Annotated in this window: 14 protein-coding genes and 1 tRNA gene; 3 read left to right on the top strand and 12 right to left on the bottom strand. The window is 63.1% G+C overall.

Annotated features, from left to right (window positions below; all coding sequences use genetic code 11):
- Positions 1-81: 81 nt before the first annotated feature.
- Genes C41B8_RS19425 through C41B8_RS19420 form a run of 5 tightly spaced genes read right to left on the bottom strand, consistent with a single transcriptional unit; the run spans position 82 to position 3,134 of the window.
- The gene (locus C41B8_RS19425) at positions 82-972 is read right to left on the bottom strand and encodes an energy transducer TonB (RefSeq protein ID WP_051883141.1); all 891 of its coding nucleotides are present in this window, start codon (positions 970-972) and stop codon (positions 82-84) included.
- Positions 972-1,358: an ExbD/TolR family protein gene (locus C41B8_RS05715; RefSeq protein WP_051883140.1), complete on the bottom strand. Its 387-nt coding sequence runs from the start codon at positions 1,356-1,358 to the stop codon at positions 972-974. The genes C41B8_RS19425 and C41B8_RS05715 overlap by 1 nt, the downstream gene beginning before the upstream one ends.
- Positions 1,359-1,390: 32 nt before the next feature.
- Positions 1,391-1,837 carry an ExbD/TolR family protein gene (locus C41B8_RS05710; RefSeq protein ID WP_232226003.1) on the bottom strand — a complete coding sequence of 149 codons (447 nt, stop codon included), beginning with the start codon at positions 1,835-1,837 and terminating at the stop codon, positions 1,391-1,393.
- On the bottom strand, positions 1,803-2,510 hold the full coding sequence (locus C41B8_RS05705; protein WP_051883138.1) for a MotA/TolQ/ExbB proton channel family protein: 708 nt from the start codon (positions 2,508-2,510) through the stop codon (positions 1,803-1,805). Before C41B8_RS05705 ends, C41B8_RS05710 begins: the two co-directional genes overlap by 35 nt.
- A 36-nt stretch (positions 2,511-2,546) precedes the next feature.
- Positions 2,547-3,134: a hypothetical protein gene (locus tag C41B8_RS19420; protein WP_051883137.1), complete on the bottom strand. Its 588-nt coding sequence runs from the start codon at positions 3,132-3,134 to the stop codon at positions 2,547-2,549.
- Between the two features lie 161 nt (positions 3,135-3,295).
- Between C41B8_RS19420 and C41B8_RS05695 the strand changes: the two genes are divergently transcribed.
- Positions 3,296-4,333 (top strand): Glu/Leu/Phe/Val family dehydrogenase, encoded by a 1,038-nt coding sequence (locus C41B8_RS05695; protein WP_037335410.1) that lies wholly within the window; start codon positions 3,296-3,298, stop codon positions 4,331-4,333.
- 105 nt (positions 4,334-4,438) lie between these two features.
- Here C41B8_RS05695 and C41B8_RS05690 read toward each other — a convergent pair whose 3' ends face one another.
- Positions 4,439-5,269: an aldo/keto reductase gene (locus C41B8_RS05690; protein WP_037335282.1), complete on the bottom strand. Its 831-nt coding sequence runs from the start codon at positions 5,267-5,269 to the stop codon at positions 4,439-4,441.
- Positions 5,270-5,418: 149 nt separating this feature from the next.
- Positions 5,419-8,004 carry an ATP-dependent chaperone ClpB gene (gene clpB, locus C41B8_RS05685; RefSeq protein WP_037335279.1) on the bottom strand — a complete coding sequence of 862 codons (2,586 nt, stop codon included), beginning with the start codon at positions 8,002-8,004 and terminating at the stop codon, positions 5,419-5,421.
- 203 nt (positions 8,005-8,207) lie between these two features.
- On the opposite strand from clpB, the gene C41B8_RS05680 reads away from it, so the two are divergent.
- A complete protein-coding gene (locus C41B8_RS05680) occupies positions 8,208-8,948 on the top strand; it encodes an LOG family protein (protein WP_037335277.1) in 741 nt (246 codons plus the stop codon).
- A 360-nt stretch (positions 8,949-9,308) separates the two neighbouring features.
- Positions 9,309-9,384 (top strand) — tRNA-Ala (locus tag C41B8_RS05675).
- 75 nt (positions 9,385-9,459) lie between these two features.
- Here C41B8_RS05675 and C41B8_RS05670 read toward each other — a convergent pair.
- From C41B8_RS05670 to C41B8_RS20635, 5 genes are all read right to left on the bottom strand, one after another.
- The gene (locus tag C41B8_RS05670; protein WP_037335274.1) at positions 9,460-10,635 is read right to left on the bottom strand and encodes a tyrosine-type recombinase/integrase; all 1,176 of its coding nucleotides are present in this window, start codon (positions 10,633-10,635) and stop codon (positions 9,460-9,462) included.
- 197 nt (positions 10,636-10,832) lie between these two features.
- Entirely contained in the window at positions 10,833-11,180 is a 348-nt protein-coding gene (locus C41B8_RS05665) for a hypothetical protein (RefSeq protein ID WP_156962430.1), read from the bottom strand.
- Positions 11,181-11,182: 2 nt separating this feature from the next.
- Complete coding sequence (locus C41B8_RS20405; protein WP_156962429.1) at positions 11,183-11,404, bottom strand: hypothetical protein; 222 nt, start codon at positions 11,402-11,404, stop codon at positions 11,183-11,185.
- On the bottom strand, positions 11,401-11,775 hold the full coding sequence (locus C41B8_RS05660; RefSeq protein WP_156962428.1) for a hypothetical protein: 375 nt from the start codon (positions 11,773-11,775) through the stop codon (positions 11,401-11,403). Before C41B8_RS05660 ends, C41B8_RS20405 begins: the two co-directional genes overlap by 4 nt.
- Positions 11,772-12,362 (bottom strand): DnaJ domain-containing protein, encoded by a 591-nt coding sequence (locus C41B8_RS20635; RefSeq protein WP_037335266.1) that lies wholly within the window; start codon positions 12,360-12,362, stop codon positions 11,772-11,774. Before C41B8_RS20635 ends, C41B8_RS05660 begins: the two co-directional genes overlap by 4 nt.
- Positions 12,363-12,417: the final 55 nt, after the last annotated feature.

Genomic DNA, 12,417 nt, shown 5'->3' with positions numbered 1-12,417 from the left:
GATAGCACGGGACGCGCGTCGCAGCCTCCCGCGTTTCGCCTGATCCGATTCAGTGGTGGGGGGTGACCTTGCCCGAAGCGGTTATTCGTGCAGCTTGAAGACGATCGGGATGATCAGCTCCAGCCGATTGCGTTGCGCGGCGGCCGGCATCGGGGGCAACGGGCGCGACGCCGCCAGCATTCGGCGGGCGGCGGCATCCAGCGTTGGTGACCCGGAAGAAGAGGCAATCCGGCTTTCCAACACCTTACCATCGGCATCGACGGCGAGGAACAGCTTCACCGTGCCTTCCGTATGGTTCTTTCTGGCCTCGTCCGGATAGTGCTTATGTCGGCCCAGCCAGGCGCGTAGTTCGGCGATGTAGTCGTCCGTGGCCTGCTCGCGATTGCCGTAGGCGCCCTGGCGGCTGGCGCCGGCTGGCTGGGTGGCGTCGTGCGCCGTGACTTGCTGTGCCGGGGTGGTATCCGAAAGCGTCTGTTGTGGTGTCACCGATAACGCCGGCGCGATCGACGGCGGACCGGCCGCATCGCTCGGGCCGGCATCGGCGGCCGGCGCAGCAGGGGCGGCGGCGATCTGAGGCGCCTCGGCGGCCGCCGCGTCCGGCGGACTGGATTCTGCCGCGGCGATCGCCTCGGGCTGCCCGCTCGGCGCATTGCCGATCGTCGGTGTGACCGGCTCGGCTGCATCGATCGGCGCGTCCGCTGCGGCGACACTGTCGGACGCTGGCGCGGCCGAAGCGGGTGTACTGGTCGTGTGGCCGGCTTCGTGGCTGTTGTCTTGCAACTGCTCGATCGGCATGTTCTTGATGCTGCGCGGCGAGGTATCCAGCTGGTCGAGCGACACCGTCACGCCGCGCGACGTGTTCGGCGATGGGGGCGGCGCAGACGGCGACCAGATCAGCAACGCGACCAGCAGCACATGCAGCAGCGTCGCGCAGCCGATCGCGATCAGCCATTGCCGCCGCGAAATCCGCATTATCCTTGGGTTGACTGGGTCACGAGCCGCAGGCGATGGGCGCCGGCCGCGCGCAATACGTCCATGAGCTTCACGACGCGACTCGTGGGCAGGCCGGCATCAGCGCGCAGGCGGACCGGCGTGTTCGGTTGGCGTTGCAGTCGTTGCTGCACTGCATTTTCCAGTGCATCTTTCTGTATCGGTTGGTCGTCCAGGGCAACGCGGCCGTCGGCCGCCAGCGAGATTTCGATACCTTGTCGGTCTGCAGGGGTTGGGCTGGTCGAGTGAGGCGGGTTGACGCCCAGCGGCGATGGGGTGGCCAGCCGGCCCGCAAGCATGAAGAAAATCAGAAGCAGGAAAACCACATTCGTCAGCGGCAATACCGCGTCGTCCAGACGTGCGGCCATCGAGTTCGAACGAGGGGCGCGCCGAAAACGCATCAGGAGGCAGGCCCGCCGGCCGCGGCCGCAGTGTTCATGAGCGAGATATCCTGGACGCCGGCCTGCGACAACGCATCCAGTACGCGCACCGTATCCTGCAGTGTGACCCCGTTGCCCGATCGCACCAGTACGCGGCGATCCGGATGTCCGCGCCGGGCCGCGGTCACTCGGGCGATCAGCGTCTTCATCGGCACATAGTGGCCCGCGTAGCGGACCCCGTCCGTGCGCACCTCGACCAGCAGGGCGCCGACGATGCCGTGTGCAGGCGCGCTCCCCGAGGCGGTATCCAGTGTGATTCGATGCTCGTTGGTGAGGTTGTAGGCGAGCATGAAGAACAACAGCAGGATGAACACCACATCGATCAGCGGCGTCAGGCCGATCAGCCGGGCGCGACGGCGTCGGTCGGTACGCCTAAATGACAGGGCGGCGGTAGACGAAGGTGTCATCGGTATCGAGTTCCGCTTCGGTATCGGCCTGCGACGGATCGAGTATGAAAATACGCGTCACGATGCTGTCCATCTCCTGGGCCTGGCGATCGACAAGACGCTCGAACCAGCTGAGCGCGACCATCACGGGCATGGCCACCCCCAGCCCGACGGCGGTGGTCAGTAGCGCCTGCCAGATGCCCCCGGAGAGCAATGCCGGATTGACCTGGTTACCCGCCGCCTGGAGCGCCTGGAATGCCTCGATCATGCCGAGCACGGTGCCAAACAGACCGAGCAGCGGCGCGAGCGATGCGATGACTTCGAGCGTGCGTAGATGCGAACGGAGCTGCTCGAGAATATCCGCCCCGTATTGCATGATCTCCTCGCGCATCCGCGGCTCGGACAGATTCTGACGTTCCTTGAGTTCCAGCGTGCGTCGGGCGACTCGGGCCACCGGACTGCGTGAGCGTCGCGTCGCGGCCAGCGCCGATGGCGCATTGCCGGTTCGGTAGAGCGAGAGGGCTTCGCGCGCCGCGCGGAAGTCGCTGATCCCGGCCGCGCGGAACTGCATCAGCTTGGCGACGATGATCGTGATCGCCACGATCGACATCAGCCCCAGGAGAATCACGACCGGGCCCCCGACCAGCAGTTTGTCGTTGAGGTGCTTGAGCAGTTCGACGAGATTTTGCAGCACTTGTCTACTCCATGGCGCCCGACGGTGCCCCCGGCGCTACTCGATGAATGGCACGCGGCCGCGCTGCGATACGGAAATCAGGGATAGACAGTCGTGGCGTTCTTTGGGCGGGCCATTGCCGGTATTAACGGTGCACTGTAAAACGTCATTGAGCAGCAACTGGCCGATCTGCTTACAGGCGAGCCCCGGAATATCGAACACCTTGAGGCTGGTTTTGCCGGCGGGCATTGGCCCCAGTTGAACGGCGAGACGCTTGGCCACGATGCCGTTGTTATCGAACATCACCACGTCCAGCTTGAACGAATCGAACGCGCGGTCGGTCAGATTCTGCGTCACCAGATAAGCCCGGCATGCATTGGGTACCGACGTCAGTTTGTTGAGCTCGACATCCACCGCCTGCGAACTCGCGGTAGCCGATTTGGATGACGGGGCGGATGACGTATTGCCGGGCGCGGTGCCGGAAGCCGCGCTCTCACTGGCGTCTCCGGCTGTGCTGGCCGCGGCGTTGCTGGCCTGGGCAGTCGAGGCGCCATCGGCCGTCGCTTGGCCGTTATCAGTCTGCGCCCACGCCATGCCGGCGAAACTCAGCGCGCCAATGCAAAGCAGAATGCGGAATCGTTGCATGACCAGGCCCCTCAACGACCGCAGCCACCGAGCCGGGTCGCGCGCATCGCATCAATAACAGGCCGAGTATCGCGATCGCCGTCAGTTGCTGCAAGCCGGCAATCGACAGCCACGGCTGCGGGCGTCAGACTCGATTGTTTATGAAATATGGAGAGCCGCGGGTGACGGTTTTTTCATCGATGGTCGCAGACGGCCACGAACAGGTCTGTTTCTTTCACGACCCGGCCACCGGGCTGCGCGCGATTATCGCGATTCATTCCACCGCACGCGGGCCGGGCGTTGGTGGCGTACGCATCCGCCATTACCGCGATGAGGCCGAGGCCTTGACCGACGTGCTGCGCCTGTCGGAGGCGATGAGCTACAAGGCCGCCTGCGCCGGACTCGCCTGTGGCGGTGCCAAGGCCGTGGTGATGGGGCCGTTTCCCGCTGATCGCGTCGCGGGTATGCACGCGCTGGCGGGCTTCGTTGAACACGTCGGCGGGCGTTATATCGCCACCGAAGACATGGGCATGAGTGAATCGGATATCGCTCGGCTCAACGACGTGACGCGTTTCGCCGTGGGTCGCAGCCTCGCCGACGGCGGCTCGGGCGATCCATCGCCGCATACCGCGCAAGGCGTGATCAACGGCATGCGGTCTGCATTGCGGGCTGCCGGGATGAGCGACGATTTTAACGGGCTCAAGGTCGCTGTACAGGGTTGCGGCAGCGTCGGCCTGGGGGTCGTCGAACGCCTGCGAGCGGGCGGTGCCGTAGTGCTGGCCTCGGATATCAGCGAGACCGCGATCGAGCGAGCACGGGCGGCGGGCGCCGAGATTGTCGCCAACGACGATATTCTGGCCGCTGATGTCGATGTGCTGGCGCCGTGTGGCATTGGCGCCGTGCTTAGCGAGCAGAGTATTCCGACGATTCGGGCACGCGTGATCGCGGGTGCGGCCAACAATCAGCTTGCCACCGATGCCGATGCGGCACGCCTGGCCGAGCGGGGCATCGTCTATGCGCCGGATTTCGTGATCAATGCCGGTGGCGTAATCAACGTGGCCGACGAAATCGATCCGGCCGGCTATGACGGCCAGCGCGTGGCTGCACGTGTAGCAGGAATCGAAGCAACGCTGGACGATATCTTTGCCGAGGCTGCCCGGACCGGACAGACGTCCGCCGCTACGGCACTCGCGCTGGCCCGATCCCGGATCGTCGCCTGAGAAAAACTGGCATCGGCGTCGGTGGCGCGATACCGACCCGCCATAAAAAAGCCGCGCTCCATGAGCGCGGCTTTTCAGATTGCGGGTGACGATCGCCCGCGATGATCAGGCCGCGTTGTCCCACGCAGGCGCGAACGACGGGTTGATCATGCGCCCGTCCTCGGAATGCAGTTTGCTGATTTCGCTCATCTCTTCCTCCGTCAGCTCGAAATCGAATACTTCGAAGTTCGAGGCGACGTGGTCCGGGGTGGACGAACGGGGTACGGCAATGACGTTGTCCTGCTGGATCAGCCAGCGCAGTGCCACCTGGCCGGCGTTCTTGCCGTGCTTTTTGCCGATGCGTTCCAGCGTCGGGTCCTTGAAGACCTCCCCGCGGGCCAGCGGGCAGTATGCGGTCAGCGCGATACCGTGCTCGGACAGGGCGTCCAGCACTGGCTTCTGGTCGAGATACGGATGGTACTCGACCTGATTGGTGGCCAGCGGTTTGCCCGAGAGTTCGGCCGCCTCGTGGATCTGAGTGCTGGTGAAGTTGCTGATGCCGATATTGCGCACCAGGCCCCGGTCCTGCACTTCGTTGAGTGCGGCCAGTGTTTCCTTGAGCGAGACGTCCGGGTTCGGCCAGTGCAGTAGGAGCAGATCGAGATAATCGGTGTCGAGCCGTTCCAGGCTCTCGGCTACCGATTTCTGCAGTTCGCCGTCGGTAAAGCGATCGGTCCAGACCTTGGTGGTCAGGAAGATGTCTTCGCGGGCGACGCCTGAGTTCTTGATGCCGCGGCCGACGGCGTCTTCGTTCTTGTAGGCCTGGGCGGTATCGATATGGCGATAACCGACCTTGAGTGCATGTTCGACCATCGCCTCGGCGTCCTTCGGCTCGAGCTCGAAGGTGCCGAAGCCGATCGCGGGGATCGTTGCGCCATTGGCGGTCACGTTATGCATGGTCAATCCTGTAGTTCCGATTGAAACAAGTGCCGAGACCCTGTGGGGCGGTGTCGCGATAATCAAGTGACCGGTCCGGCGCCGGTTTTCTTGCAATAAAAAGCCCGCGGCGTGTGCCGCGGGCTTGCAGGGCGGGGCAGGCCGCCGGATCAGGCCGCCTTGGCGAAGGCCAGATCCGCCTTGTCGCTGCCGTCCAGATCGACCCGAACGGTATCGCCGGCCACGAACTCGCCAGCCAGAATGCGCTTGGCCAGCGGATTCTCGACCAGTGTCTGGATCGACCGCTTGAGCGGCCGCGCGCCGTAGACCGGGTCGAATCCGGCTTCCGCGAGCTTGTCGAGTGCGGCGTCGGTGATCTCCAGCGTGAGTTCGCGCTCGGCCAGCCGGGCCTCGAGCTCGCGCATCTGGATGCGGGCGATTCGACGGATTTCCGCTCGCTCCAGCGGATGGAAAACGACGGATTCGTCGATCCGGTTGAGGAACTCGGGCCGGAAATGCTGGGCCACGACTTCCATCACCGATTCCTTCATCGTGTCGTAGCCCGAATCCGACAGCTCCTGGATGAGCTGGCTGCCGAGGTTCGACGTCATCACGATGACGGTATTGCGGAAGTCCACCGTGCGGCCCTGACCGTCGGTGAGTCGGCCGTCATCCAGCACCTGCAACAACACGTTGAAGACATCGTGATGTGCCTTCTCCACCTCGTCGAGCAGGATCACCGAATACGGTTTGCGACGCACGGCCTCGGTTAGGTAACCGCCTTGTTCGTAGCCGACGTAGCCGGGTGGGGCGCCGATCAGCCGGGCCACGGAGTGCTTCTCCATGAACTCCGACATGTCGATACGCACCATGGCGTTGTCGGTATCGAACAGAAAGTTCGCGATCGCCTTGCACAGCTCGGTCTTGCCTACGCCGGTGGGGCCAAGGAACAGGAACGAGCCGATCGGGCGCTTGGGGTCCGACAGGCCGGAACGCGAGCGCCGGATGGCGTCCGATACGGCCGAGACCGCCTCGTTCTGCCCGATGACGCGCTCGTGCAGCGAATCTTCCATGCGCAGCAGCTTCTCGCGCTCGGCTTCGAGCATGCGATTGACCGGAATGCCCGTCCACCGCGACACGATCTCGGCGACTTCCTCGTCGGTGACCTTGTTGCGCAATAGCTGATGGTCCGTCGGCTTGTCCTCGGCGGCTTGCGCTTCCTCGAGTTCGCGCTGCAGCTTCGGAATCTTGCCGTACTGGATTTCGGCCATGCGCTCGTAGTCGCCGGCGCGTTGCGCGGCTTCGAGTTCGCGCTTGGCCTGGTCGAGTTCCTCGCGCTTGTTGGCGGCCCCGGCAACGGAGGCTTTCTCCGACTTCCAGATTTCTTCCAGGTCCGAATATTCACGCTCCAGCGCGGCGATCTCGTCGTCGAGTTTTTCCAGCCGTGCCTTCGAGCCTTCGTCCGATTCCTTGGACAACGCCTGCTTCTCGATCTTGAGCTGGATCAGCCGGCGATCGAGCCGGTCGAGTTCCTCGGGCTTGGAATCGATCTCGATACGAATCCGCGCCGCGGCCTCGTCGATCAGGTCGATGGCCTTGTCCGGCAGCTTGCGATCGGTGATATAGCGCTGCGAGAGCTTGGCCGCGGCAATGATCGCGCCGTCGGTGATGTCCACGCCGTGATGCACCTGATAGCGCTCTTTGAGCCCGCGCAGGATGGCAATGGTGTCCTCGAGATCCGGCTCGTCGACCAGCACCTTCTGGAAACGACGCTCCAGCGCGGCATCCTTTTCGATGTTCTCGCGATACTCATTGAGCGTGGTCGCACCGATGCAGTGCAGCTCGCCGCGGGCCAGGGCCGGCTTGAGCATATTGCCGGCATCCATTGCGCCCTCGGCCTTGCCGGCACCGACCAGCGTATGAATCTCGTCGATGAACAGGATAATGCGGCCTTCCTGCTTGGAGAGATCGGCCAGCACGCCTTTCAGGCGATCCTCGAACTCGCCGCGATACTTGGCGCCCGCGATCATCGAGCCGAGATCGAGCACCAGCACGCGCTTGTCGCGCAGCGACTCGGGCACCTCGCCGTTGACGATGCGCTGGGCGAGGCCCTCCACGATGGCGGTCTTGCCGACGCCCGGGTCGCCGACCAACGTCGGGTTGTTCTTGGTCCGGCGCGAGAGCACCTGAATCACGCGACGGATTTCCTCGTCGCGGCCGATCACCGGGTCCAGCTTGCCCTGTTCGGCACGCTCGGTGAGGTCGGTGGTGTATTTATCGAGCGCGCCGCGCTGTTCTTCGGCGTTGGCGTCGTTAACGTTCTCGCCACCGCGGATCGTATCGATCTGTGCGGTCAGGTTGTCGCGGGTTGCGCCCGCGTTCTTGAGGATCTTGCCGGTCTCGGATTTGTCCTCAAGCATGGCGAGCACGACGAGTTCGCTCGAAATGAACGCATCCCCGCGTTTCTGAGCAAGCTTGTCCGAAAGGTTGAGTACGCGAATCAGCGCCTGGCTCGGGTTCACGTCGCCGGTGGCCTCGCCGATGGTCGGCAAGTTGTCCAGGCTCTTCAGGACCTGGTTGCGGATCTCGCGCACGTTCAAGCCGGCACCATCCAGCAGCGGGCGCACCGTGCCGCCCTCGGCATCCAGCAGCGCGAGCAGCAGATGCTGCGGTTGTATTTCGTTATGGTCGCGCCCCACGGCGAGACTCTGGGCGTCGGCCAGAGCCTGCTGGAGCTTGCTCGTGAGTTTGTCCATTCGCATGGTCGGCTTCCCTTGATGAAAACTGATTGATCGTGCCGCGCGATGCACGGCTATCGCTTACCGGTGTAATAAGGCCTGCATTGAACAATTCAACCACCGTTTGATGGAGATGTCGGCCCGGCCGGAAGACCTCGCTACCGCTGATATACTCGCGCGTTTGCCGCCAACCGGCATGATCTAAATCACCTGAGGTCTGAATGTCGAACGCCTATACCGATCCGGATTTCATGCTCGGCGAGGAAGCACGTCCGCTCCGGATCCTGTCCGAGTACATCGAGCCCCGCACCCGGCTGATGGAGCTTGATGTCCACAATGGCTTGATCTTCTGGGGCTCGGCGCGGCTGCGCCCACACGATCACGATCCGGTCGACGGTACCGTCGACTACTATGCGGAAGCGCGTGAACTCGCCCGGCGTATGATGGATTGGACCATGGCCGAGCATGCCTCGGGTGAGCATTACTACATCTGTACCGGCGGTGGGCCTGGCATCATGGAGGCGGCCAATCGCGGCGCGGCCGACGTGAACCCGGAATTGTCGATGGGTTTGAACATCGAATTGCCGCACGAGCAGGGCACTAACGCCTGGGTTCACGAACGGCTGAACTTCAACTTCCACTATTTCTTCATGCGGAAGTTCTGGTTCATGAATATTGCCAAGGCGCTGATCATCTTTCCCGGCGGCTTCGGCACCATGGACGAACTGTTCGAGATGTTGACGCTGATCCAGACCGGCAAGCAGCCGCGTATTCCCGTGGTCCTTTATGGGCACGACTTCTGGCGCCGGTTGATCGACTTCGACGTGTTTCGTGAACTCGGCCTGATTGCCGATGACGATCTGCGCCTGTTCTATCAGGCCGACAGCGTCGACCATGCCTATGATTTTCTGACCGACGCACTCGATGGCCAGGTGCCGGAAGGGGCCAAACGCCAGGCGTGATGAACCGCTGTCGTATCGCGGCCGATCGCGGTGATACGACAGCAGACGCGTGCGAGCGCGCTCATGCCCGGCGGCGTCTGAGTTTTTTGCGGTGGCATCCTGACCGCCCGACGTGGCGTCGGCCGCTGGAGAGCGCTCTACGATGCGGTCGTTGATGGGTTAGCGTACTGGCGTAGGCCCGCTAGACGCGCCCTGATACCGGTGTGGGAGCGGGCCAATCCGGTGCGCCCGGGCTTGGCGTGCCGGACGCTGACCGGTCATTGTCGTAGTGAGTTGCGCTATGGGGGTTGGCAACGGCAATAAGCCTGCTATCATACGCCGCTCGTTAGCCAGGGTTGCCCGGTAACGAAACAGCTTGACGGGGCCGTAGCTCAGTTGGGAGAGCGTCGCGTTCGCAATGCGAAGGTCGGCGGTTCGATTCCGCCCGGCTCCACCATACAATTCAGATACTTGGCGATGCCTGCGAAAAACGCGCAGGGCAGCGTGAGACGGAAATGAGACGGTAACCGTCTCACGCTGTTCGCCAGGTGTTTGTTCGGACAAGACGCAGCATCGGACGGCCATCGTCCTCGCAGACCTTGTCCACGCACTCGATCAGGTGCTCCAGTTCGGCGGCCGAGTAATGGGTCGTCACGTCCCCGCGCTTGTGGCCGAGCAGGTCGGCCCGATCCTCTTTCCCCACGCCCGCAGCGCGCAACCGTCGGCCGAAAGTGTGGCGCAGGTCGTGCGCGCGCAGATTCGCGAAACCCCACGGCGCCTCGCCGCCGATCTTCAACGGGTATTCCTTTGCGGCCTTGGTGCGGGCGCGTTTCCAGCTGCTGTTGAGCATCCGGCCCGTCGCCTGCTTGTGGTAGGTCGTCGGATGGATTGACGGCCAAACCCAGCGCGGATGAACACCGCGCCGCTCGTCGATGATGCGCTGAGCCACTGTGTTCAGAAACACGACGCGCGGCTCGTCGTTCTTCGTGACCCAGCCCGGCACGATAAACGCGGATCGGCGAAAGCCGCGCGGCCCGCCGGCAATCTCGACCTCCCAGTTCCATTCCAGGCTCGTGAGCTCGACATCGCGCATGCCCGTGTGGATATCGAGCGTGGCCATAGCCGCGACGCGCGGATCCAGGTGCGGGAACAGCAGCCGCTGCTCGGCCCACGAGATCGGGTAGGGCGGGCGCTTCGTGTGCTTGGTGGGCAGCGTGCGAATCAGCGGCGGAACCGCAAGCCATGGGTTGCCGTTCGACTCGTGGCGCCATAGGCGTGCTGAGAGCTCCAGGATGCGCTTTACCGGCGCGAGGTCGCGGTTGATTGTGCTGTTCGATACTTCGCGCTGACGATCCTTGATCGGCTTGTTGAGTGTGCCGTCATGCACTTGTCGCAGCGGCAGATGCCCGATGTGTGGCATCCAGATGTCGAGCGCATCGATCTCGCGACGGATCGCCTTGTGGCTAGCGTGCTCCTCCAGATAGCGCGCGGCCGCCTGCTCGAACAGAATCTCGGGCGCTTCCCCGAATTTCAGTTCCTGGCGCAGCTCGTCGATGCGGCGCGCGAGGATCTGTTCGGCTTCGATGCGGTTATCCGTGCCCGTGCTTTCTCGTAGCTTGTGCCCGTCGATTTCTTTCTTGATGTACCAGACGTAGCGGGTACCGTCTTTCGACCAGCGCTTGATGAGTCCGGAAGATTGTCGGGGCATGACGGTCCTTTCTGAGACTGGGCTTTGTAGTATTCGAACAGCCGATCTAGATCGTGCCTATCAACGATTTTTGTGCGTTCGCTGTGGGTCATCACCGTCAGATACGGTCGGTAATCCCGCTTGAACACGTCGCGGCCGACGCCGAGATAACGGTGTGCTTCGCTGATTCGGATGCCGCGGGGCTGCATGTCCATGGGCTATTTCTCGCCCTCGCTGTTCAGGCCCATGCGTAGCTCTTTGAGTCGCGGCAACGCATCCCGCTGACGCATTTCGATGCATTTCTGCATCGCCGCGTGGTCATCGGCGGCGTAATAATTCCATCCAGCTTTAACGCCCGCGGCGTACTGGATATCGCAAAGGCATTCCAGCCGCTCGTTCTCGGCCTTAAGATCGGCGACTCGGGCGCGGAGTTTGCTAACTGCTTTGTCAAGATCCCCAACGAGATAGCTCGTCCCCATGTGCATCATGATCGGCTGCCCCGGCAGCTCGATGCACCTGAATTTTCCGGCGCGTTCCTGTATTTCGTCGTAATCCATATCACTCATAACTACCACCTATCCGGTATGCTGCCGCCTATCCTCCGCTTCATGCGGATCAGCCGGCGGTATTTGACTCCGCCCGGAGTGCGAGACGCGCCGGCGATGGCCGGCCGCAGGAACGCGCCATCCCATACTGCGTAATTGCAGCGAATCGGCTTGTTCGGCCGGATAAACTGATCAATGGCGCGCGTCGTTGTGCTGGTGCGCCGATGGCTGGATCGGAAAATCATGGCTGGCGCTCCTTCGGCGCCGGTTTGCTGGCATCGATCACCGACTTGATGCGCAGGGCGCGATGCCTATTCACGTCTCTCCAGCGCGCCGCCATGCGCGCGATCGTTGATGCCGAATACGTCTTCTGCTTGTGGTCTTCGACGATCCAGCTCGGCAGCTCATCGGAATGCAGCAGGTCAGATGCGATCGAATACAGATCACCTCGATTTTTCTCCTCGGCGTCAGCCCGGCCCTTGGCGCGTACGTCTGAAAGGCTGGCTCGTACGGTGTCGCTATCGCCGCATGCCTTGAACATCAGGCACGCAGCGAACGGGTGGTATTCGCCGGGCTTGCGCAGCGTCATGCCGCATTCTTGGCATTGGTAAGTCATAGGTCGCGCTCCTGCCGGGCCAGCTCCCAAGCTGTCTGCACTCGGTGAAATGCCGCGTTGTCTCCGGTATCGCGATCGGTGTGCGCGGCGCTGCGGGCGCGGCGATACGCCGCCCGCACTTCGTCGTCACTCGCATCGCTGGGCACACCCAGCACGGTCGACCAGTGCTCGCCGCCGGCCGACTCCGGATCGGGCAGGGCGGCGAAGCCGGTAAACGCCCGCTCCATCATGTCGCCAGTTCCCCATCTGCTGATGCCTCGCAGTGCTTCAATGGTTTTTCGGATCGCCTGGACGTTGTCGTTAACTGCGGTCCACTTGTCGCAAGCGAAGCAGTGCTGCGCGTCTTTGTAGGTGAAATAAACGGCCACGCCGGCGTCGTCGGGCGCTTTGCCGCTCGCATAAGGGATGCCGTCTCGGCGTAATGGAATGTTCGTGCTGATGATTGGCAAACGCCCGCCCAGGCGCTTTATCTCGCCTAGCAGCTCATCTCGAGCTGTTGCCATCGACGTGTCGAACCGAGCCGGTTGTGGCCTTTTCGTGCGCGGCCGGCCAGCTGGCCAGCACAACGGAAACGCTTCAGCACTCATTCCTCACCTCCCGTATGCCACTCGCAGTCGGCGCACAGGTCGCTACTGCATCGCC

The organism is Salinisphaera hydrothermalis C41B8 (assembly GCF_000732535.1).
Classification (GTDB): Bacteria; Pseudomonadota; Gammaproteobacteria; order Nevskiales; family Salinisphaeraceae; genus Salinisphaera; species Salinisphaera hydrothermalis.
Note: the sequence above shows the minus strand (reverse complement) of the source record. Positions and strands in the feature narration are given on the sequence as shown.

Coding starts and splice junctions, on each gene's coding strand:
- C41B8_RS05680 (WP_037335277.1), top strand. CDS start 8,208: ATGTCGAACGCCTATACCGATCCGGATTTCATGCTCGGCGAGGAAGCA.
- C41B8_RS05710 (WP_232226003.1), bottom strand. CDS start 1,837: ATGACACCTTCGTCTACCGCCGCCCTGTCATTTAGGCGTACCGACCGA.
- C41B8_RS05670 (WP_037335274.1), bottom strand. CDS start 10,635: ATGCCCCGACAATCTTCCGGACTCATCAAGCGCTGGTCGAAAGACGGT.
- C41B8_RS05690 (WP_037335282.1), bottom strand. CDS start 5,269: ATGCATAACGTGACCGCCAATGGCGCAACGATCCCCGCGATCGGCTTC.
- C41B8_RS19420 (WP_051883137.1), bottom strand. CDS start 3,134: ATGCAACGATTCCGCATTCTGCTTTGCATTGGCGCGCTGAGTTTCGCC.
- C41B8_RS19425 (WP_051883141.1), bottom strand. CDS start 972: ATGCGGATTTCGCGGCGGCAATGGCTGATCGCGATCGGCTGCGCGACG.
- clpB (WP_037335279.1), bottom strand. CDS start 8,004: ATGGACAAACTCACGAGCAAGCTCCAGCAGGCTCTGGCCGACGCCCAG.
- C41B8_RS05660 (WP_156962428.1), bottom strand. CDS start 11,775: ATGACTTACCAATGCCAAGAATGCGGCATGACGCTGCGCAAGCCCGGC.
- C41B8_RS20635 (WP_037335266.1), bottom strand. CDS start 12,362: ATGAGTGCTGAAGCGTTTCCGTTGTGCTGGCCAGCTGGCCGGCCGCGC.
- C41B8_RS20405 (WP_156962429.1), bottom strand. CDS start 11,404: ATGATTTTCCGATCCAGCCATCGGCGCACCAGCACAACGACGCGCGCC.
- C41B8_RS05665 (WP_156962430.1), bottom strand. CDS start 11,180: ATGAGTGATATGGATTACGACGAAATACAGGAACGCGCCGGAAAATTC.
- C41B8_RS05715 (WP_051883140.1), bottom strand. CDS start 1,358: ATGGCCGCACGTCTGGACGACGCGGTATTGCCGCTGACGAATGTGGTT.